Annotated in this window: 16 protein-coding genes; 8 read left to right on the forward strand and 8 right to left on the reverse strand. The window is 63.9% G+C overall.

What is annotated here, in order from left to right:
* Window positions 1-47: 47 nt before the first annotated feature.
* On the reverse strand, window positions 48-797 hold the full coding sequence (locus tag CAG22_RS14310; RefSeq protein WP_013973349.1) for an SDR family NAD(P)-dependent oxidoreductase: 750 nt from the start codon (window positions 795-797) through the stop codon (window positions 48-50).
* Between the two features lie 197 nt (window positions 798-994).
* On the opposite strand from CAG22_RS14310, the gene CAG22_RS14315 reads away from it, so the two are divergent.
* Together CAG22_RS14315 and CAG22_RS14320 are read left to right on the forward strand one after the other, a co-directional pair.
* Window positions 995-1,915: a LysR substrate-binding domain-containing protein gene (locus CAG22_RS14315; RefSeq protein WP_085590498.1), complete on the forward strand. Its 921-nt coding sequence runs from the start codon at window positions 995-997 to the stop codon at window positions 1,913-1,915.
* Window positions 1,916-2,154: 239 nt separating this feature from the next.
* Complete coding sequence (locus CAG22_RS14320; protein WP_085692350.1) at window positions 2,155-3,345, forward strand: Bcr/CflA family efflux MFS transporter; 1,191 nt, start codon at window positions 2,155-2,157, stop codon at window positions 3,343-3,345.
* Window positions 3,346-3,398: 53 nt separating this feature from the next.
* Here CAG22_RS14320 and CAG22_RS14325 read toward each other — a convergent pair whose 3' ends face one another.
* Complete coding sequence (locus CAG22_RS14325; protein WP_085692351.1) at window positions 3,399-3,914, reverse strand: DUF4880 domain-containing protein; 516 nt, start codon at window positions 3,912-3,914, stop codon at window positions 3,399-3,401.
* 437 nt (window positions 3,915-4,351) lie between these two features.
* The gene (locus CAG22_RS14330; RefSeq protein WP_025339827.1) at window positions 4,352-4,663 is read right to left on the reverse strand and encodes a DUF6124 family protein; all 312 of its coding nucleotides are present in this window, start codon (window positions 4,661-4,663) and stop codon (window positions 4,352-4,354) included.
* A 129-nt stretch (window positions 4,664-4,792) separates the two neighbouring features.
* On the opposite strand from CAG22_RS14330, the gene CAG22_RS14335 reads away from it, so the two are divergent.
* Window positions 4,793-5,446: a LexA family transcriptional regulator gene (locus tag CAG22_RS14335; RefSeq protein WP_025339826.1), complete on the forward strand. Its 654-nt coding sequence runs from the start codon at window positions 4,793-4,795 to the stop codon at window positions 5,444-5,446.
* Window positions 5,447-5,553: 107 nt separating this feature from the next.
* A complete protein-coding gene (locus CAG22_RS14340) occupies window positions 5,554-6,219 on the forward strand; it encodes a LexA family transcriptional regulator (RefSeq protein ID WP_170929308.1) in 666 nt (221 codons plus the stop codon).
* Between the two features lie 132 nt (window positions 6,220-6,351).
* Here the strand turns inward: CAG22_RS14340 and CAG22_RS14345 are convergent, their stop codons facing one another.
* Genes CAG22_RS14345 through CAG22_RS14360 form a run of 4 tightly spaced genes read right to left on the reverse strand, consistent with a single transcriptional unit; the run spans window position 6,352 to window position 11,910 of the window.
* Window positions 6,352-8,304, reverse strand: coding sequence for an acetyl/propionyl/methylcrotonyl-CoA carboxylase subunit alpha (locus CAG22_RS14345; RefSeq protein WP_085705652.1), 1,953 nt, complete (start codon window positions 8,302-8,304; stop codon window positions 6,352-6,354).
* The gene (locus CAG22_RS14350; protein ID WP_085664647.1) at window positions 8,301-9,116 is read right to left on the reverse strand and encodes a gamma-carboxygeranoyl-CoA hydratase; all 816 of its coding nucleotides are present in this window, start codon (window positions 9,114-9,116) and stop codon (window positions 8,301-8,303) included. Before CAG22_RS14350 ends, CAG22_RS14345 begins: the two co-directional genes overlap by 4 nt.
* A 3-nt stretch (window positions 9,117-9,119) precedes the next feature.
* The gene (locus CAG22_RS14355) at window positions 9,120-10,727 is read right to left on the reverse strand and encodes a carboxyl transferase domain-containing protein (protein ID WP_013973340.1); all 1,608 of its coding nucleotides are present in this window, start codon (window positions 10,725-10,727) and stop codon (window positions 9,120-9,122) included.
* Between the two features lie 19 nt (window positions 10,728-10,746).
* Window positions 10,747-11,910 (reverse strand): isovaleryl-CoA dehydrogenase, encoded by a 1,164-nt coding sequence (locus CAG22_RS14360; RefSeq protein ID WP_025339821.1) that lies wholly within the window; start codon window positions 11,908-11,910, stop codon window positions 10,747-10,749.
* A gap of 240 nt (window positions 11,911-12,150) precedes the next feature.
* On the opposite strand from CAG22_RS14360, the gene CAG22_RS14365 reads away from it, so the two are divergent.
* Window positions 12,151-13,833, forward strand: a complete 1,683-nt coding sequence (locus CAG22_RS14365) for an AMP-binding protein (protein ID WP_085705653.1) — start codon at window positions 12,151-12,153, stop codon at window positions 13,831-13,833.
* 140 nt (window positions 13,834-13,973) lie between these two features.
* On the opposite strand, the gene CAG22_RS28505 is transcribed toward CAG22_RS14365, so the two are convergent.
* Window positions 13,974-14,135, reverse strand: coding sequence for a hypothetical protein (locus CAG22_RS28505; protein ID WP_003251307.1), 162 nt, complete (start codon window positions 14,133-14,135; stop codon window positions 13,974-13,976).
* A gap of 140 nt (window positions 14,136-14,275) precedes the next feature.
* On the opposite strand from CAG22_RS28505, the gene CAG22_RS14370 reads away from it, so the two are divergent.
* The 3 genes from CAG22_RS14370 (at window position 14,276) to glgB (ending at window position 22,035) form a co-directional block, all read left to right on the forward strand.
* A complete protein-coding gene (locus CAG22_RS14370) occupies window positions 14,276-16,294 on the forward strand; it encodes an alpha-1,4-glucan--maltose-1-phosphate maltosyltransferase (RefSeq protein ID WP_085705654.1) in 2,019 nt (672 codons plus the stop codon).
* A 212-nt stretch (window positions 16,295-16,506) separates the two neighbouring features.
* Window positions 16,507-19,824, forward strand: a complete 3,318-nt coding sequence (treS, locus tag CAG22_RS14375; protein ID WP_085705655.1) for a maltose alpha-D-glucosyltransferase — start codon at window positions 16,507-16,509, stop codon at window positions 19,822-19,824.
* A complete protein-coding gene (glgB, locus tag CAG22_RS14380) occupies window positions 19,825-22,035 on the forward strand; it encodes a 1,4-alpha-glucan branching protein GlgB (RefSeq protein WP_085692356.1) in 2,211 nt (736 codons plus the stop codon).
* Window positions 22,036-22,137 lie beyond the last annotated feature (102 nt).

Here is a 22,137-nt window from a genome sequence, read left to right on the forward strand (position 1 = left end):
GCGTGGCCTGCGCCGGGCTCGGGTGCAGGTCACGATGCACCGGGTGCTCAGTGGATCAGCATCCCGCCGTTGACATCCAGGGTAATGCCCGTCAGGTAGCTGGACAGGTCACTGGCCAGGAACAAAGCCGCATTGGCGACATCGCGCGCCTCACCCAGGCGGCCCAGCGGGATGCCTTCGATGATGGCGTGGCGGCGCTCATCCTGCATGAGACCACCGGTGATGTCAGTGTGAATCAGGCCTGGTGTGATCGAGTTGACGCGAATATTGTCCGGTCCCAGTTCACGGGCCATCGCCTTGCCCAATCCAAGCACGCCAGCCTTCGCCGCGCTGTAGTGAGGGCCACCGAAGATGCCGCCACCACGCTGGGCAGACACAGAAGACATGCAGATGATGCTGCCAGCGCGTTGCGCCCGCATGGTTGGGATCACCGCCTGGGACATCAGCAAGGTGCCACGAAGGTTCACGTTGAGAATCCGGTCATAGTCAGCCCCTGTGATTTCCAGGGTTTTCACCGGTTGAGTGATGCCGGCGTTGTTTACCAGCACGTCGATCCGGCCGAATTGCGCGAGCACTTGAGCGATGGCATCACGCACTTGTGCTTCATCGGCAACGTTGGCAGCCACGCCGAGGTGGCCTTCGCCGAGTGAAGCGGCAGCCTCGGTTGCGGCAGAGGCGTCCAGGTCCAGGATCGCGACTTTGGCGCCCTGAGCGGCAAACGCCTGGGCTGTTGCGCGGCCGATACCGCGGGCAGAGGCCGCGCCAGTGATCACGGCAAATTTTCCTGTTAACAGCATCGAAGGTGCTCCAGATGGTTGTTGTTGTGAGCGGCGGTTCCGGCAGAACCGATAGGCACAGCTTCGTCCGGGACAGCACCCCGAGCAACGCTGCCTCCTTCACCCGGTGCTGAAAAAAATTCAGCCCTCGACTTGTGCCTTGGGCTTACAGGAAGGTAAAAGCCTTGGCATCGCTTCGAATCTTTCAGGAAATGGTCATGAGCCTGGACATCCTCAGAAAATCGCCTCAGATCCCTTCCCTGAAAGCAATTCAGGCCTTTGAGCAAGTCGCTCGCTTCGCCAACGTTGCACGGGCCGCAGAGCAGTTGAACCTCACGCCCTCTGCGGTGAGCCACCAGATCGCTAATCTGGAAGCCTTGATCGGTCGTCCATTGTTCATTCGCGAAGCGCGCGGTGTTGCATTGACCCCGGCCGGAGAGCAGTACCTGCGCGAGGTGTCAGGCATATTGCAAAGCTTGGCTACGGCCACCGAGCGCGCCGGCAACTCGGTGGGCTTCGATTGCTTGCGGCTTCATTCCGCGCCCAGCTTCGGCCTGCTTTGGTTGCTGCCGCGCCTGGACCATTTTCGTAACAGTCATCCGCAGATCCAGATCAACCTGTCGTGCTCCTACGAGTCGCTGCACTTCGGCCGCCATCAGATCGATCTGGATATCCGTCATGGCTACCCCAACTGGCCCAGCCTGGAAGTGCGCACCATCCGGCATGAACGTGCAACTGTGCTGGCCTCGCCACAGCTTCTGGAGCGTACGCCTATCAAGCAGCCGGGTGATCTGCTGGGGCAGAACCTGATCCTGTCGGAAGCCGCATTGGTGCAATGGCCCCAATGGTTCGCCCAGCAAGGCGTGGCGTTGCCACAAACCCCCTACGCCCTGAGCTTCGATCGCTCCTACATGAGCCTGGAGGCCGCCAGCCATGGGTATGGGTTGGCCTTGGAGAGTTCCCTGCTGGCGCAGGACTATATCGCCCGGGGCGAGTTGGTACCGGTATTTGCGGAAGACTTGGCGACGCCCGTCAGTGCCCACCACCTGGTATTTCCGCGAGGCCATGCTGAAACCCCCAGGGTTCGACAATTCCTTGAATGGGTGCAGGGCCAGCTCGGTCATGACTTCAACTACTGAGAGCAGTTTGCACAACAGATGAACTGCGGTAGGGGCCGGCTATCAAGTCAGCAGAAGGCTGGATAGCACCAGAACTCAACGGTGATAAGTGGCAAGGGAAAAGCCCTACAACTCTATCGGAAGTTTCGCTGCCCGGTTCGGGTTGTACATCTTCAGGGGCTCGCTACCATCAGGGCTCGGCGCTTCCATGGAGATTCCAGTGACTACTTCCGGCAATACAAGAAGGCGGGGTTGGTAGCGTGAATCAGCCCTTGGGTTCGTTCACTAGCTTTCTGCGCTCGGCCTTGCTGATTCTATTGTGTCTATTGGGCGTATTCCCTCTGGATGTGATCCTGCCGTCATTCCCGGCGCTCGCAGGCGAGTTTCACGTCGAGCCAAAGCAGATAGCCTACTCGGTGAGCTTCTTTGCGTTTGGTGTCGCCCTGGCGCAAATCGTGATCGGGCCATTGTCGGATGGCATGGGGCGCAAGCGGTTGTTGCTCGCTGGGTTGGGAGTGTCCATTGCAGGGGCAGTGGGTTGTGTACTTTCAACCCGCTATGAGACGTTCATGGCGTTCCGTTTGTTGCAGGCCCTGGGTTGCGGGAGTTTCGTGCTGGGCCAGGCGCTCGTGCAGGATCTGTACAGTGGAAAACAGCGCAATGCCATGCGTATCCTGCTGACCAGCGCAAGTGGGCTGTTCATCTCGTTGTCACCGGTCGCAGGCGCTTTTCTCCAACAATCCTTTGGCTGGAAGGGCAGCTTTACGGTATTCGCTTTCATCGCCGTGATCGTTTCATGCCTGTCATATGCATTGCTGCAGGACACGCCTGCATCGCGAGGCCGTACTTCGGGCATGCGCAGCTATTGGGTCATGCTGCGTGATACGACCTATCTTGCGCACTCCCTGCTGGCCAGCCTCGCGTTTGCCTGCCATTTTTCCTTCATCGTTGTCGCGCCATTGGCGTTGATGGACAGCCTGGGGCTGACGCCATATCAATTCTCGGTGGTATTTATCGCCTATGGGCTTGCGTATATCGCTGGCGGAGCAGCTGCGACCTACTTGAACAATCGTGTAAGCCCGCAGGTTCAGATCAAGACAGGATTCCTGCTCATAGCTGCCGGGGGCATCACACTGTTGATCTGGGAGCAGGTGGCAGGGTTGACGGTGGCGGGTCTTCTGCTGCCGATGATCATCTGCACGACCGGGACAACGTTGGTGCGTCCTGCTGCAACGACCCAAGCCTTGGCGCGTTACCCGCAGCAAGCCGGTGCGGCAGCGTCGCTGAATACGACATTGATGTTCGCAGGTGGTGGTTTGGCTGGCAGTCTGGTTGCTGGCGTCGAAAGCGAGCTGCCGATGAGCCTGGGGCTTCTGTTCCTGGGTGTCAGTTTGTGCGGATGGCTACTGCTTGCATGCCTGACGGAAACGCTGACCAGCACTCGAACTTGATAACAAACGAGCCATCCGCGGTGAAAACGATAACGGTGTAGCGCAGGTGTTGATCAGGCCCAGAAACCAAACAGCACCAACGCCGCCACGCCAAGCCCGACCGCAACCGAACAGCCGCCCAACGACAGTGCCGCCCGACCTTGCCGGTACCAACCCTCCTGGCCCAGCTGCCGTGCCGGTGCCAACAAGCTGCGCCAGTGCAGTTCCGTGTCATGAAACGCCTGCAAGTTCGCCATGTCCGCATCCAGCCAACGGCGAAAATCGATCCGCTCGCACGCCGTCACCTGTGGGCTCTGCAAGCGCACATACCATTGCCCGGCAACACTCGCCAGCACATCCCGGCGCGAGCGACCGGCCTGCAGTGCCTGGTCCATGTGCCGCTCGATGCTCGCCAATGGCAGGTCGAGGCGGGCGGCGATGCTGGCGAAGTCCAGTTGGTCGAGGCGGTTGAGCAGGAATACTTGTTGCACACGCCGTGGCAGGCGTTTCAGGGCGTGCAGCAGGGCGTCGTCGGCATGATGTTCGGCAGCAGGGGTTGGGTGCTCAAGGGGCAGCAGCAGACGGGTCATGGACAGCTCCTTGCTCTATGGAGGGGGAGGGATGGGGGCATCTTCCGTGATGCGTGATCAGCGTAGGTGAAACGAGATTGATTCTCAAGTGCTGATTCCGCAAAGTTTTGTAATGAGCGTTCACGCCCTGAAACACCTTTGCTATCATGCGCGCCATCACGATCTTCATTAGCCTGAAGAGCCAAAAAAAAGACCCAGCAAAAAGCTGGGTCAAAAACCGTGATTAGCCTGATGAGGAGATAATCTGAGAGCGACCTAAGCTCCAGGTTATCCAGCAGATCTCGCGATCAGCTGAGTGCAATAATAATCGTTATCATTTGCAAGTCAAATGAATTTTCGCTAATCCGGTAAAAAAGTTTTACCGGTGCGCTTCCTTGTCCCGGCAATCGGGGCCTTCGCCGTTACCCGGCCATCACGTTCTCTCCCTTCTTTCCTGCTTACAAACCCGATTCCACGGTGCGTTTGTGCTCGAGCAGTGCGCGCGCCATGTCCATCATGTGCATCAGGGCAAAGGTCAGTTCGCGCTGGCTGCCGTGCTGGTGGGTGGCGGTTTCCTGCGCGGTGGCGGCGGCGCAGCGCAGCAGGGCGATGGCGTGTTCCTGGGCCTGGTCGCCGGTTACCCCCTCGTGCAGGGTCCAGATCCTGTTGTCCAGGGTGGGGCGCGGCGGGTTGGGGTTGAGGTAGTAGTCGAGGGCGCGGCGGGCGGCTTCGCTGTCGAGATCTGTTTCGTCGTTTTTCGGTGGTTTCATCGCGATACCTTCTGATTTCCTTCAAACACACAGGAATCAGAGGATAGGTCAGTCTGTATTATCTATCTCAAAATAAATAATTCAGATTGTGTATTGCTGCGATTAATACAGTCCGTATTGTTGCCGCTCATGGAAAACTGGAACGCATTTCTCAAGCGCTACAAGCGCGAACACAATCTCAGCCAGCTCAAGCTGGCCGAGCGCCTGGGCATGACTCAGGGGGGCGTGGGGCATTGGCTGCGTGGCACGCGGCGGCCGACGCTGGAAACCATCAACGAAAAGCTCGAAAAACTTGGGTTGGTGTTTCTGGAAGCCCAAGTCATGGTGGTGGAGCGCGATATCGTGCGCGAATCGCCTGGTCACTATGCGGCCGAGCAGCCGGTTTCGGCAGAAGCATTGCTTTACGCGAGCTTTCGCTTCCCGGTGCTGAGTTGGGCTGACTTGCAGGGGGCCTTGCCAGAAACAAGCAAGGCCCACGAACAGACTGACTACATGCCCGCTGGCAATGCGTTCTGGTTGGTGGTGGAAAACGACTCGATGAATGCCGCCAGTGGCAGGAGCATACCTGAGGGTATGCGTGTGCTGGTGGATACTGGCCTGCCGGCAGAGCCAGGCCGGTTGGTGATTGCGCGGCAGCCCGGGCGGCCGGCAGTGTTGCGGCAGTTGGTCGAGGAGGGCGGAGACAGGATGCTCAAACCGCTGAATACCCGCTATCCGACAGTCCTGTGTGAAGACGGCTGCGAATTTCTGGGTGTGGTCGTGCGGGGGCATGGGGTCTTCTAGCTTGCCGGGGGCTGCTGGGCAGCCCTGTCGCGACACAAGGCTGCTCCTACAGCGGCCGCAGCGGGTTCGATCGAGATGCGCGCCTTTGCAGGAGGCTGATGGCAGCGATGAATATGGATAGATGGATTGCCCTGGTCCGTGACCGGATGGAGGAGCTAGGGCTCACTCAAGAACAGCTTGCCGAGCGCGTTGGTGTGTCTCAAGGCAGCGTGGGGCATTGGGTGAACAAGCGGCGGCAGCCGAAGATCGAGTCGATGAACCGCACCCTCATCGAAATTGGCATGCCGCACTATATCGTCAGCTTGCAGCTGCGCATTCAGGGGCAGGTTGACGGGAAGCGGAGCGTTTACGAGGTCGATGACACCGATGACGACCTGGACCTCATGCAATACATCGTGTGCTTCCGCTACCCGGTGCTGGGCTGGGATGAGCTAGGTATCGCAGAGGGAGTGGAGCCAGGTGTGTTCGAGCAGACGGACTACCTGGCCCAGGGCAAGGCGTTCTGGCTGACTGTCGAGAATGATGCGATGAGTGCCGCCAGTGGCCGCAGTGTGCCGCAGGGCATGCGGATGTTGGTGGACCCTGGGATAGATGCCGAGCCAGGACGTCTGGTTATCGCTCGTCAGCCGGGCAAACCGGCGATTTTCCGTGAGTTGGCGGAGGAAGGTGGGCAACGGTACCTGAAGGCACTCAACAGCAACTACCCGGCGCTGTTGTGTGAGGAAGGCTGCGAGTTTCTGGGTGTGGTCGTGCGAGTGCATGGCTCCTTCTAGATTGCCGGGGCTGCTGCGCAGCCCATCGCCGGCAAGCCAGCTCCCACAGGTACGGTGCCCGGCGGGAAATTCCATGCGGTCGGGGTGGGAGCTGGCTTGCCGGCGATGGGGCGCAAGGCGCCCCCGCTGGCACTACTCCGCCAACTCGACCAGCACCGTCCCTTCGCTGACCATATCCCCTTCCTGGCAGAACAACGCCTTCACCGTGCCGCCATGCGGCGCGCGAATGCTGTGCTCCATCTTCATGGCCTCCAACACTACCAGCGCCGTACCTGCTTCCACCACCTGCCCAGGCTCCACCAGAACCCGCACGATGCTGCCGTTCATGGGCGCGCCCAGGCCGCCCTGGTGGCTGTGGCTGGCCTCGGCCTCGGCAATCGGGTCGAAGGCTTCGATGGCATGCATCTCGCCGTCCCAGTGCAAGTACAACGTGCCACCGCGGCGGATCGCCAGATGCTGGCGTCGCACGCCAGCCTGGTCATGTACCAACTGCTCGCCCAGCAACTGCCAGGTAGACGCAGCGCTGCGTTCCAGGGCAACCGCCTGGTCCTGCCCGCCACTCGCCAGGTGCAGGCTGCTGCGCGCCGGCAGGCCCAGGCGCAGGCCGTTGCGCTCGGCCCACGGTGAACTGCGGTCGTCCTCCCGCTGGTGTGCGGCCTGGCCCTGCAACCAAGCCTCGGCCGCGGCTTCCCAGAAGCCTGCCGGCAGCGCTTGCGGCGCGGGCAGCAAAGCCTCCTGGTGACGCGGAATGAAGCCAGTATCCAGTTCCGCTGCAGCAAACGCCGGGTGGGCGAGAATGCGCCGCAGGAAGGCGATGTTGGTCTTCAACCCGCCAATGGCAAACTCGTCGAGCATGGCCAGCAAGCGCAGGCGCGCCTGCTCGCGGTCTTCGCCCCAGGCGATCAGCTTGCCCAGCATCGGGTCGTAGAACGGCGACACCACATCACCTTCGCTGACCCCGCTGTCCACCCGTCGCCCTTCGCCGGCTACCGACTCGCGGTACAGCGCCAGCTTGCCGGTCGCGGGCAGGAATTCGTTGGCCGGGTCCTCGGCATACAGGCGCACTTCGATGGCATGGCCGATCAGCGGCACCTGTTCCTGGGTGATCGGCAGGGCCTCGCCGCAGGCCACGCGAATCTGCCAGGCCACCAGGTCGAGCCCGGTAATGGCCTCGGTGACCGGGTGCTCCACCTGCAGGCGGGTGTTCATCTCCATGAAGAAGAACTCGCCACGGGCATCGAGCAGGAACTCCACGGTGCCGGCGCCCACGTAGCCGATGGCCTGGGCCGCGCGTACTGCCGCTTCACCCATGGCCCGGCGCAATTCGGCTGACAGGCCTGGCGCAGGGGCTTCTTCCACCACCTTCTGGTGGCGGCGCTGGATCGAACAGTCACGCTCGTTGAGGTACAGGCAGTTGCCGTGCTGGTCGGCGAATACCTGGATTTCCACATGGCGCGGCTTGAGCACGTACTTTTCCACCAGCATGCGCGCATCGCCGAACGACGACTGCGCCTCACGCTGGGCCGAGGCCAGGGCATCGGCCAGCTGGCTTTCTTCCTCGACCACTTTCATGCCCTTGCCACCGCCACCGGCGCTGGCCTTGAGCAGCACCGGGTAGCCGATGCGTTCGGCGGCGGCGCGGAAGGTGTCCAGGTCCTGGGCTTCGCCGTGGTAGCCCGGCACCAGTGGCACACCAGCGGCTTCCATCAGTGCCTTGGCCGCCGACTTGCTGCCCATGGCGTCGATGGCGCTGGCCGGTGGGCCGAGGAAGATCAACCCGGCCTCTTCGATGGCGCGGGCGAAGCCTGCGTTCTCGGACAGGAAGCCATAGCCCGGGTGGATGGCCTGGGCGCCGCTGGCCTTGGCTGCGGCCAGCAGCTTGTCGACCAGCAGGTAGCTTTCGGCAGCCTTGGTGCCGCCGAGGTCGACGCGGATATCGGCTTCGCGGCTGTGCCGGGCATCACGGTCGGTGGCGCTGTGCACGGCCACGGTGGTCAGGCCCATGGCCTTGGCGGTGCGCATCACCCGGCAGGCGATTTCGCCGCGGTTGGCGACCAGCAGGGTGGTCAAAGCGGGGCGGCTCATGGGCGCGGCTCCTTCTTGTCGTCGGTTTGCCAGGCGGGGCGGCGTTTTTCCAGGAAGGCGCGCAGGCCCTCCTGGCCTTCGGCGCTGACGCGAATGCGGGCGATGGTGTTTTCGCAGTAGCGGCGCAGGGCCGGGCTGAGTTCACCGTCGTCCACTTCACGCAGCAGGTCCTTGGTGGCGCGCAGCGCTTGCGGGCTGTTTTGCAGCAGGTTGCTCACCCAGGCTTCGACCTGGGCGTCCAGTTCGCTGGCCGGGTAGACCTCGGCCAGCAGGCCCAGCTCGCGGGCTCGCACGCCGCTGAAACGCTCGGCGGTGAGGGCATAGCGGCGCGCGGCACGCTCGCCGATGGCCTTGACCACGAACGGGCTGATCACTGCCGGGGCCAGGCCGATGCGTACTTCCGACAGGCACAGCTGGGCGTCTTCGGCGCCGATGGCCATGTCGCAGCAGCTGATCAGGCCCAGCGCGCCGCCAAAGGCCGCGCCTTGCACCACGGCCAGGGTCGGCGCCTTGAGGCGGTGCAGGGCGTACATCAGCTCGCCCAGCTCGCGGGCATCATCCAGATTGGTGTTGAAATCCAGCTGCGCCGACTGCTGCATCCAGGCCAGGTCGGCGCCGGCGCTGAAGTGCCGGCCGCGGCCGCGCAGCAGCACGAAGCGCAGGCTGGCGTCCTCGGCCAACTGGTCGAGGGCGATGATCAGTTCGCGGATCATCAAGGCGTTGAACGCGTTGTTCTTGTCCTCGCGGCTCAGCCACAGGGTGGCGAAGCCGCGCGGGTCGCGGATCACTTCGAGGGTGCTGAAATCGCTCATGGGTCACATCCGGAAAATGCCGAAGCGGCTCTGTTCGATCGGTGCGTTCAGCGCGGCGGACAACGCCAGGCCGAGCACGTCGCGGGTCTGTGCCGGGTCGATGACGCCGTCGTCCCACAGGCGGGCGCTGGAGTAGTAGGGGTGGCCCTGGTGCTCGTACTGGTCAAGGATCGGCTGCTTGAGCCTGGCTTCGTCTTCGGCGCTGAACGGGTGGCCACTGCGCTCGCTCTGTTCGCGCTTGACCTGGGCCAGCACGCCGGCGGCCTGTTCGGCCCCCATCACGCCAATCCGCGCGTTGGGCCACATCCACAGGAAGCGCGGGTCGTAGGCACGGCCGCACATGCCGTAGTTGCCGGCGCCAAAGCTGCCGCCGATGATCACCGTGAACTTTGGCACCTGGGCGCAGGCCACGGCGGTGACCAGCTTGGCGCCGTGCTTGGCGATGCCGCCTTCTTCGTACTTCTTGCCGACCATGAAGCCGGTGATGTTCTGCAGGAACAGCAGCGGGATGCCGCGCTGGCAGGCCAGTTCGATGAAGTGCGCGCCTTTTTGCGCGGCCTCGGCGAACAGGATGCCGTTGTTGGCGAGGATCGCCACCGGGTAGCCGTGCAGGTGGGCGAAGCCGCACACCAGGGTGGTACCGAACAGCGCCTTGAACTCGTCGAACACCGAGCCGTCGACCAGGCGCGCGATCACCTCGCGTACGTCGAACGGTTGCTTGGCGTCGGCCGGCACCACGCCATACAGCTCATCGGCAGCATACAGCGGTGCCACCGGGGCCAGGCGCTGCAGCTTGCCCAGCTTGTGCCAGTTGAGGTTGGCCACGCTGCGTCGGGCCAGGGCCAGGGCGTGTTCGTCGTTGTCGGCATAGTGGTCGGCCACGCCGCTGGTGCGGCAGTGCACATCGGCGCCGCCGAGGTCTTCGGCGCTCACAACCTCACCGGTGGCGGCCTTTACCAGTGGAGGTCCGGCGAGGAAGATGGTCGCTTGCTGGCGCACCATGATCGCCTCGTCGGCCATCGCGGGCACGTAGGCACCGCCGGCGGTGCACGAGCCCATCACCACGGCAATCTGCGGAATGCCCAGTGCGCTCATGTTGGCCTGGTTGAAGAAGATCCGCCCGAAGTGCTCGCGGTCGGGGAACACTTCGTCCTGGCGTGGCAGGTTGGCGCCGCCGGAGTCCACCAGGTAGATGCACGGCAGGCGGTTCTGCAGGGCGATGGTCTGCGCACGCAGGTGCTTCTTCACCGTCAGCGGGTAGTAAGACCCGCCTTTGACCGTGGCGTCGTTGGCCACGATCATGCATTCCACGCCTTCGACGCGGCCGATGCCGGCGATCACGCCCGCAGCGGGTACGTCTTCGCCATATACCTCATGGGCAGCCAGTTGGCCGATTTCGAGGAACGGCGAGCCCGGGTCCAGCAGGCGGTCGATACGCTCGCGCGGCAGCAGCTTGCCACGCGAAGTGTGCCGCTCCTGGGCCTTGGGCCCACCGCCCTGGGCCACTTGGGCGAGCAGGCCGCGCAGGGCCTGGACCTGTTCGAGCATGGCCGCGCTGTTGCCGGCGAACTCCGCCGAACGCGGGTTGATCTGGGTATGCAAGGTAGCCATATGCGCCCGTCCCTTGTGCTCAGCGGGTTTCGTTGAACAGTTCGCGACCGATCAGCATCCGGCGGATTTCGCTGGTGCCGGCACCGATCTCGTACAGCTTGGCGTCGCGCAGCAGGCGGCCTGCCGGGAATTCGTTGATATAGCCATTGCCACCCAGAATCTGGATCGCCTCCAGGGCCATTTGCGTGGCGCGCTCGGCGGTGTACAGGATCACCCCGGCGGCGTCCTTGCGGGTGGTCTCGCCACGGTCGCAGGCCTGGGCCACGGCATACAGGTAGGCACGGCTGGCGTTGAGCTGGGTGTACATGTCGGCGATCTTGCCCTGAATCAGCTGGAACTCGCCGATGCTCTGGCCGAACTGCTTGCGGTCGTGAATGTAGGGCACCACCAGGTCCATGCAGCTTTGCATGATGCCGGTCGGGCCGCCGGACAGCACCACGCGCTCGTAGTCCAGGCCGCTCATCAGCACGCGCACGCCACCGTTGAGCTGGCCGAGGATGTTTTCTTCCGGCACTTCGACGCCGTCGAAGAACAGCTCGCAGGTGTTGGAGCCACGCATGCCCAGCTTGTCGAACTTGTTGCTGCGGCTGAAGCCTTTCCAGTCACGCTCGACGATGAACGCGGTGATGCCGTGCGCGCCCTTGTCCAGGTCGGTCTTGGCGTAGATCACGTAGGTGTTGGCGTCCGGGCCGTTGGTGATCCAGGTCTTGCTGCCGTTGAGCACGTAGTGGTCGCCGCGCTTTTCCGCGCGCAGCTTCATCGACACCACGTCGGAACCGGCGTTGGGCTCGCTCATGGCCAGGGCGCCGATGTGCTCGCCGCTGATCAGCTTGGGCAGGTACTTGAGCTTCTGCTCGTGGCTGCCGTTGCGGTTGATCTGGTTGACGCAGAGGTTGGAGTGGGCACCGTAGGACAGGGCCACCGAGGCCGAGCCACGGCTGATTTCTTCCATCGACACCACGTGGGCCAGGTAGCCCAGGCCGGCACCGCCGTATTCTTCCGGCACGGTGATGCCCAGCAGGCCCATGTCGCCGAACTTGCGCCACATGTCGGCCGGGAACAGGTTGTCGTGGTCGATTTGCGCGGCGCGCGGGGCCAGTTCGGCGGCGACGAAGGTGCGCACCTGGTCGCGGAGCATGTCGATGGTTTCGCCCAGGGCGAAGTTCAGGGTGGGGTAATGCATGCTGGGGCACCTTCTTGTTCTTGAAATATGGGAAACACCCTGGCTCAAGGATCTGGCGCCGGACCCTGTGGGAGCGGGCGTCATGCCTGAGGGGCGGTGTCGTTCATCACCTTTACGTTAACGTAAACCTGCATACGCTCACTGTCAATCTACTCATCACCTTTACGTAAACGTAAATCTGCGCCAGAGTATTCCCGCTTGCTTCAGTCGTGCCCAGAACAACCACAAGAAGGGACACCCATGAGTCAACCAAGCTATACCCGCGGTCGCCAGGACCAAGCCTTGCTGACCCAGACCATCGGCCAGGCCTTCGACGCCACCGTGGCCCGTTGTGCCGACGGCGAGGCCCTGGTGTCGCGCCATCAGGGCCTGCGCTACAGCTGGCGGCAGTTGGCCGAGCAGGTCGAGGTGCATGCTCGTGCCCTGATGGCCCTGGGCGTGAACACCGGCGATCGGGTCGGCATCTGGTCGCCCAACTGCGCCCAGTGGTGCATCCTGCAGCTGGCCAGCGCCAAGGTCGGTGCGATTCTGGTCAACATCAACCCGGCCTACCGCGTGGGCGAGCTGGAATACGTGCTGCGCCAGTCCGGTTGCCGCTGGCTGGTGTGTGCCGATGCCTTCAAGACGTCCGATTACCACGCCATGGTCCAGGAACTGGCGCCGGAGCTGGCCAGTGCCACCCCGGGTGAAATGGCCAGTGAACGCCTGCCCGACCTGCGCGGTGTGGTCAGCCTGGCCGCCAACCCGCCGGCAGGCTTCCTGCCTTGGCAAGCGCTGGCCGAGCGGGCAGGGCAGACCTCCGTCGAGGCTTACGCGAAGCGCCAGCAAAGCCTGCAGTTCGACCAGCCGGTGAACATCCAGTACACCTCCGGCACCACCGGCGCACCGAAGGGCGCCACGCTCAGCCACTACAACATCCTCAACAACGGCTTGATGGTCGGCGAAAGCCTGGGCCTGACTGCGCGCGACCGCATGGTGATCCCGGTGCCGCTGTACCACTGCTTCGGCATGGTCATGGCCAACCTCGGCTGCATCACCCACGGCAGCACCATGATCTACCCCAACGACGCCTTCGACGCCGAGCTCACCCTGCGCGCCGTGGCCGAAGAGCGCGCGAGCATTCTCTATGGCGTGCCAACCATGTTCATCGCCATGCTCGACCACCCCGCGCGCGCGCAAATGGACCTGTCGACCCTGCGCAGCGGCATCATGGCCGGCGCCACTTGCCCGATCGAGGTGATGCGCCGGGTCATCGACCAGATGCACATGGCCGAAGTGCAGATCGCCTACGGCATGACCGAAACCAGCCCGGTGTCGTTGCAGACCGGCCCGGACGACGACCTGGAGCTGCGCGTGACCACCGTCGGCCGCACCCAGCCGCAGCTGGAGAACAAGCTGGTGGACGCCGACGGCTGCATCGTCCCGCGCGGCGAGATCGGCGAGCTGTGCACCCGCGGCTACAGCGTGATGCTCGGCTACTGGGACAACCCCCAGGCCACGGCAGATGCCATCGACCCGGCCGGCTGGATGCATTCGGGCGACCTGGCGGTGATGGACGAGCACGGCTACGTGCGCATTGTCGGGCGCAACAAGGACATGATCATTCGCGGCGGCGAGAACATCTACCCGCGTGAACTGGAAGAGTTCTTCTACACCCACCCGGCGGTGGCTGATGCGCAGGTGATCGGCATCCCGTGCAGCCGTTATGGCGAGGAGATCGTCGCCTGGATCAAGCTGCACCCAGGGCACAGTGCCACGGTCGAAGAGTTGCAGGGCTGGTGCAAGGCGCGCATTGCCCACTTCAAGGTGCCGCGGCATATCCGCTTTGTCGACGAGTACCCGATGACGGTGACCGGCAAGGTGCAGAAGTTCCGCATGCGGGAGATCAGTGTGGCGGAGATCTCGGCGGTTACTGCTGGTTGATGCATTGGCTGTTCCGGCCCTTTCGCGGGCACGCCCGCTCCCACAGGTACTTCACTGCCGTCGGGCTCTGTGAAATACCTGTGGGAGCGGGCGTGCCCGCGAAGAGGCCGGCCCTGCCAGCATGAGATCCTGGTCTACCCTTAAGCCTTCACCGGTGGTTCCTGGCTCGGCGGGTCGCCCACCGTCGGCGGTACGGTCGGCTTGATCGGCAGCTCGTCCGGGTCTTCCTCCGGCACGGGCGGCGGCAGGCTCGGGTCGTCGATGTTGGGATCGGGAGTCTCCGGTGGAATGGGAATGTTCATGGCCTGACCTCGCTTGGGTAATTGAAGAGGTGCTGCAGGCTTCGACCCCTGGCAGCTGCCGTTCGCTCAATTTTTTTGAACCCCACGCCTGTGCCCGGCTCTGAACCCTTACCGCTACCAGCCTGAGGGAGCAAGGTCCGATGTCACGAAACGAGCCCTTCGAAAGCGTGCCCATGGCCAACGATCACCCGGACCAGGCCATCAGCCTGTCCCAGGCGCTGCTGGCGCCGCGCATCGTGATCGAAGACACCCAACCCGTGCTCGAAGCCGGCACCTTCGCCGCCAAGGCCATCAGCGGCCAACCGGTGGCAGTCAGCAGCAAGGTCTACAGCGACGGCCACGACCGCCTGGCGGTGATGCTCAACTGGCGCCAGGCCCACAGCCGGCGCTGGCATTGCATACCCATGCACTCGCCGGGCAACGACCTGTGGCTGGCCGAGTTCACCCCCACCGAACTGGGCCCGCACCTGTTCAGCATCGAGGCCTGGATCGACCCGTTCGCTACCTATTGCCACGACCTGGAGAAGAAGTACCACGCCGGTGTCGAGGTTCGGCTGGAGCTGGAGGAAGGCCGATTGATGCTGGGCAAGGGCATCGAGCTGTGCAACGGTGCCCTGCGCGAGGAGCTCCAGGCCTTGCAGCAGCGCCTGCCCACGCTGAATGCCGACGACCAGGTAGCGCTTTTTCTCGACCCCGCCACCGCCCGCCTGATGAGCGATGCCGAACACCGCAGCTACCTGGCCCGCAGCCGTGAATTCCCCGTCGATGTCGACCGCCCGGCCGCGCAGTTCGCCAGCTGGTACGAGCTGTTCCCGCGCTCGATCACCGACAGCCCCGAGCGCCACGGCACGTTCAACGATGTGCACGAGCGCCTGCCGATGATCCGCGACATGGGCTTCGACGTACTGTACTTCCCGCCCATCCACCCCATCGGCATGCAGCACCGCAAGGGCCGCAACAACGCCCTCACCGCTGAGCCCGGCGACCCGGGCAGCCCGTATGCCATCGGCAGCGCGGAAGGTGGTCACGAGGCGATTCACCCGCAGCTGGGCAGCCGCGACGACTTCCGCCGCCTGGTGGCCGCAGCGGCCGAGCATGGTCTGGAAATCGCCCTCGACTTCGCCATCCAGTGCTCCCAGGACCACCCCTGGCTCAAGCAGCACCCCGGCTGGTTCAGCTGGCGACCGGACGGCACCATCCGCTATGCCGAGAACCCACCGAAGAAGTACCAGGACATCGTCAACGTCGATTTCTATGCACCCGAGGCCGTGCCGTCGCTGTGGCTGGCCCTGCGCGACGTGGTGGTCGGCTGGGTCGAGGAGGGGGTGAAAACCTTCCGCGTCGACAACCCGCACACCAAGCCACTGCCGTTCTGGCAATGGCTGATCGCCAATGTGCGCAGCCGGCACCCCGAGGTCATCTTCCTCGCCGAAGCCTTCACCAAGCCGGCGATGATGGCCCGCCTGGGCAAGGTTGGGTACGCGCAGAGCTATACCTACTTCACCTGGCGCAACCACAAACAGGAACTGCGCGAGTACTTCGAACAGCTCAACCAGCCGCCATGGAGCCAGTGCTACCGGCCCAACTTCTTCGTCAACACCCCCGACATCAACCCGTACTTCCTGCACACCTCCGGCCGTGCCGGCTTCCTCATCCGCGCGGCGCTGGCCACCATGGGTTCGGGGCTGTGGGGCATGTACTCGGGCTTCGAACTGTGCGAAGGCACACCGCTGCCGGGCAAGGAGGAGTACCTGGATTCGGAGAAGTACGAAATTCGCCCACGCGACTTCAGCCAGCCCGGCAACATCATTGCCGAGATCGCCCAGCTCAACCGTATCCGCCGGCAGAACCGCGCCTTGCAGACCCACCTGGGCGTGGCGTTCTTCAACTGCTGGAACGACAACATCCTGTACTTCGCCAAGCGCACGCCCGAGCGCGACAACTACATCCTGGTGGCAATCAGCCTCGACCCACACAACGCCCAGGAGGCGCATTTCGAGCTGCCGCTGTGGGAGCTGGGGCTGGATGACAACGCCGAAACCCTGGGTGAAGACCTGATGAACGGCCATCGCTGGACCTGGCAAGGCAAGACCCAGTTCATGCGCATCGAGCCTTGGCACCAGCCATTCGGTATCTGGCGTATCGAAAGAGCCCGATAGGGCATTGAATCATGGGGCCGCTTTGCGGCCCATCGCCGGCAAGCCAGCTCCCACAGGGGCTGGCGTCTGTTGTGAGTTTTGCATACCAATTACAGGCCTGGTGCTGCCTGTGATACCTGCATGAAACCTGTGGGAGCTGGCTTGCCGGCGATGGGCTGCACTGCAGCCCAAAACCAGGCGACACGGTTCCCCAGCAATGAAAGGAGTCGCACATGGCCAAGCGTTCCCGCCCGGCAGCCTTCATCGACGACCCGCTGTGGTACAAGGACGCCGTCATCTACCAGCTGCACATCAAGTCGTTCTTCGATTCGAACAACGACGGCATCGGCGATTTCGCCGGCCTGATCAGCAAGCTCGACTACATTGCCGAGCTGGGCGTCAACACCCTGTGGCTGCTGCCGTTCTATCCCTCGCCACGCCGCGACGACGGCTACGACATCGCCGAATACAAGGCCGTGCACCCCGACTACGGCAACCTGGCCGATGCCCGCCGCTTCATCGCCGAGGCGCACAAACGCGGCCTGCGGGTGATCACCGAGCTGGTCATCAACCACACCAGCGACCAGCACCCCTGGTTCCAGCGCGCCCGCCATGCCAAGCGCGGCAGCAAGGCACGGGACTTCTACGTGTGGTCGGATGACGACCAGAAGTACGACGGCACGCGCATCATCTTCCTCGACACCGAGAAGTCCAACTGGACCTGGGACCCGGTCGCCGGCCAGTACTTCTGGCACCGCTTCTACTCGCACCAGCCCGACCTCAACTTCGACAACCCGCAAGTGCTCAAGGCAGTGATCGGGGTGATGCGCTTCTGGCTGGACCTGGGTGTCGATGGCCTGCGCCTGGACGCCATCCCCTACCTGATCGAGCGCGACGGCACCAACAACGAGAACCTTGCCGAAACCCACGACGTGCTCAAGGCGATCCGCGCCGAAATCGACGCCAACTACCCCGACCGCATGCTGCTGGCCGAGGCCAACCAATGGCCCGAGGACACCCGCCCGTACTTTGGCGAAGGCGAGGGCGACGAATGCCACATGGCCTTCCACTTCCCGTTGATGCCGCGCATGTACATGGCCCTGGCCATGGAAGACCGCTTCCCGATCACCGACATCCTGCGCCAGACCCCGGAAATCCCCGCCAACTGCCAATGGGCGATCTTCCTGCGCAACCACGATGAGCTGACCCTGGAAATGGTCACCGACCGCGAGCGCGACTACCTGTGGAACTACTACGCCGAAGACCGCCGCGCCCGTATCAACCTGGGCATCCGCCGCCGCCTGGCGCCGTTGCTGCAGCGTGACCGGCGGCGCATCGAACTGCTTACCAGCCTGCTGCTGTCGATGCCCGGCACGCCCACCCTGTATTACGGCGACGAACTGGGCATGGGCGACAACATCTACCTGGGTGACCGCGACGGTGTGCGCACGCCCATGCAATGGTCGCCGGACCGCAACGGCGGTTTCTCCCGCGCCGACCCGCAGCGCCTGGTACTGCCGCCGATCATGGACCCGCTGTACGGTTACCAGACCGTCAACGTCGAAGCCCAGGCCAACGACCCGCACTCGCTGCTGAACTGGACCCGGCGCATGCTGGCGGTGCGCAAGCAGCAAAAGGCCTTCGGCCGCGGCAGCCTGCGTACCCTCACGCCGAACAACCGGCGCATCCTCGCCTACTTGCGCGAGTACACCGACGCCGATGGCAATACCGAAGTCATCCTGTGCGTGGCCAACGTTTCCCGCGCCGCCCAGGCGGCTGAACTGGAATTGTCACAGTACGCCGACAAAGTACCGGTGGAGATGCTCGGCGGCAGCGCCTTCCCGCCAATCGGGCAACTGCCGTTCCTGCTGACCTTGCCACCCTACGCCTTCTACTGGTTCCTGCTGGCCAGCCACGACCGCATGCCCAGCTGGCACATCCAGGCCACCGAGGGGTTACCCGAATTGACCACACTGGTATTGCGCAAACGCCTGGAAGAACTGCTGGAGGCCCCCTCCAGCGATACCCTGCAAAGCGCCATCCTGCCGCAGTACCTGCCCAAGCGGCGCTGGTTCGCCGGCAAGGAAGGGCCGATCGACCAGGTGCGCCTGTGCTACGGCGTGCGTTTCGGCACCGCCACCACGCCGGTGCTGCTTAGTGAAATCGAAGTGCTCAGCGACGGTGTGGCCAACCGCTACCAACTGCCGTTCGGCCTGCTGCCCGAAGAGCAGATCAACAGCGCGCTGCCACAACAGCTGGCCCTGTCACGGGTGCGTCGTGCCCATCAGGTTGGCCTGATCACCGATGCCTTCGTCCTCGAGCCATTCATCCGCGCGGTGCTGCGTGCCTGTGAGGGCGGCATGCATCTGCCTTGTGGCAACGGCGAGGGCGAGCTGCGCTTCGAAAGCACGCAGCAGTTGGCGGGCCTGGCGTTGAACGACGAAAGCAGCGTGCGCTACCTCAGCGCCGAGCAGTCCAACAGCTCGGTGGTGATCGGCGACCAGGTGGTGCTCAAGCTGATTCGCCGGGTCAACCCGGGTGTGCACCCAGAGCTGGAAATGAGTGCCTACCTGACCGCCGCAGGCTTTCCCAACATTTCGCCGCTGCTGGCCTGGGTCAGCCGGCTGGATGAGCAGGGGGCGCCACACTTGCTGATGATCGCTCAGGGCTACCTGAGCAACCAGGGCGACGCCTGGGCCTGGACCCAGAACACCCTGGAGCGGGCCATCCGCGACCAGATGGAGCCTTCCAGCCTCGACGCCGATGCGCACACCGATGCACTGGCCGAACTCACCGGCTTTGCCGCTTTGCTCGGCCAGCGCCTGGGCGAGATGCACCTGCTGCTGGCTGCACCGACCAATGACGAGGCCTTCCAGCCGCGCCCGAGCGATGCCGACGACAGCGAACGCTGGAGTGCGCAGATCAGCGCCGAACTCACCCATGCCCTCGACCTGCTGGCCCAGCACCGCGACAGCCTCGACAGCGAAAGCCAGGCGCTGGTCGACGACTTGCAGCAACAGCGCGACGGCCTGGCCCAGCACATCGCCAACCTGACCCGCCAGGCCCAGGGCGGCCTGCTGATGCGCGTGCACGGCGACCTGCACCTGGGCCAGGTGCTGGTGGTGCAGGGCGACGCCTACCTCATCGATTTCGAAGGTGAACCAGCCCGGCCGCTGCAAGAGCGTCGGGCAAAACACAGCCCGTACAAGGATGTCAGCGGCGTGCTGCGATCCTTCGACTATGCTGCTGCCATGATCTTGCGCAGCGCGTCTGCGGTCGACCTTTCCGACCCGGCGCGCCTAGCCCGGCAACGGGTTGCCAGGCAGTACCTGCACCAATCGCGGCATGCCTTTGTCGAAGCCTATGGCCTGGCCACCGCGGCCATGCCTCACGCCTGGCAACAGGCCGAGGGCGAGCGCGCCGCACTGGAGCTGTTCTGCCTGGAAAAAGCTGCCTACGAAATCACATACGAAGCCGAGAACCGTCCGAGCTGGCTGGCCGTGCCTTTGCATGGCCTGCATGGACTGATCAGTACCTGGGGAGAGTCATAGATGAATGCAACCACGCGTGAAAACGGCGGCCTTCGGCAACGGGACCTCGACGCCCTGGCCCGCGCCGAGCACGCCGATCCATTTGCGGTACTCGGCCCCCATGGCGATGGCGCGGGCGGGCAGGTGGTCCGCGCCTTCCTGCCCACTGCCCTGAATGTGCGCATCCTGGCCCGGCATGACGGGCGCATCCTCGCCGAAATGGAGCAGGGCAGCCTACCGGGGCTGTTCACCGCGCACCTCGATGAGGCACACCCGTACCTGCTGCAGATCGGCTGGGCCGGTGGCGAGCAGATTACCGAAGACCCCTACAGCTTCGGCCCACAACTGGGCGACATGGACTTGTACCTGTTCGCCGAAGGCAACCACCGCGACCTGTCCGGGCGCTTCGGCGCCCAGCCTATCCAGGTCGATGGGGTCGACGGCGTGTGTTTCTCGGTGTGGGCGCCGAACGCGCGGCGGGTGTCGGTGGTGGGTGACTTCAACAACTGGGATGGCCGCCGCCACCCCATGCGCCTGCGCCACAGCGCCGGGGTGTGGGAGCTGTTCGTGCCGCGCCTGGGCGTGGGCGAAACCTACAAGTTCGAGGTGCTGGGCAAGGACGGCATACTGCCTCTGAAGGCCGACCCGTTGGCGCGTGCCACCGAACTGCCGCCGAGCACCGCCTCCAAGGTAGCGGGGGCGCTCAGCCACGACTGGCAGGACCACGACTGGATGGTGCAACGCGCGCAGCACCATGCCTACAGCGCGCCGCTGTCGATCTACGAGCTGCACCCGGGGTCGTGGCGCTGCGAGCTGGACGAGGCGGGCGAGGTGGGGCGCTATTACAACTGGCGCGAGCTGGCCGAGCGCCTGGTACCGTACGTTCAGGAGCTGGGCTTCACCCATATCGAACTGCTGCCGATCATGGAGCACCCGTTCGGCGGCTCCTGGGGCTACCAGCCACTGTCGCTGTTCGCGCCCACCTCGCGCTACGGCAGCGCCGAGGACTTCGCCGCCTTCGTTGACGCCTGCCACCAGGGCGGCATTGGCGTGCTGCTCGACTGGGTGCCGGCGCATTTTCCCACCGACGAACACGGCCTGGCGCGTTTCGACGGCACCGCCCTATACGAATACGACAACCCCCTGGAGGGCTACCACCAGGACTGGAACACGCTGATCTACAACCTTGGCCGCAACGAAGTGCGCGGCTTCATGATGGCCTCGGCGCTGCACTGGCTGAAGCACTTCCACATCGATGGCCTGCGTGTCGATGCAGTGGCCTCGATGCTGTACCGCGACTATTCGCGCAAGGCCGGCGAATGGGTGCCCAACCGCCACGGCGGGCGCGAGAACCTGGAAGCCATCGACTTCATCCGCCACCTCAACGGCGTGGCGGCCCACGAGGCCCCGGGCGCGCTGATCATCGCCGAGGAGTCCACCGCCTGGCCCGGCGTCAGCCAGCCGACCCAGCAGGGCGGCCTGGGCTTTGCCTACAAGTGGAACATGGGCTGGATGCACGACACCTTGCATTACATCCAGAACGACCCGGTGCACCGCACTTACCATCACAACGAGATGAGCTTCGGGCTGATCTATGCCTATTCCGAGCACTTCATACTGCCCATCTCCCACGACGAAGTGGTGCACGGCAAGCATTCGCTGATCGACAAGATGCCCGGCGACCGCTGGCAGAAGTTCGCCAACCTGCGTGCCTACCTCACCTTCATGTGGGCGCATCCGGGCAAGAAGCTGTTGTTCATGGGCTGCGAGTTCGGCCAGTGGCGCGAGTGGGACCACGATGGCGAGCTGGACTGGTACCTGCTGCAGTACCCTGAGCACCAGGGCGTACAGCGCCTGGTCGGCGACCTAAACCGCCTGTACCGCGAGGTGCCGGCGTTGCATGAGCAGGATTGCCAGCCACAGGGCTTCCAGTGGCTGATTGGTGACGATGCGCAGAACAGCGTGTATGCCTGGCTGCGCTGGAGCAGCAGTGGCGAGCCGGTGCTGGTGGTGGCCAACTTCACCCCGGTGCCGCGCGAGGGGTATCGCATTGGCGTGCCGTTTGGCGAGCGCTGGCAGGAGCTGTTGAACAGTGACGCAGAGCTGTATGCGGGGTCCAATGTCGGCAACCTGGGGGTGGTGGAGAGTGACCAGATAGCCAGCCATGGGCAGCCGCAGTCACTGGCCCTGAACCTGCCGCCGCTGGGTGTGCTGGTGTTGAAACCGGTCTGATCTTCTGCCTGTACTGGCCTCTTCGCGGGCATGCCCGCTCCCACAGGTACGGCGCCAGCCTCTGGCCCTGTGCTATCCCTGTGGGAGCGGGCGTGCCCGCGA

It is taken from the genome of Pseudomonas sp. B8(2017), from assembly GCF_002113575.1.
GTDB lineage: Bacteria > Pseudomonadota > Gammaproteobacteria > Pseudomonadales > Pseudomonadaceae > Aquipseudomonas > Aquipseudomonas putida_Z.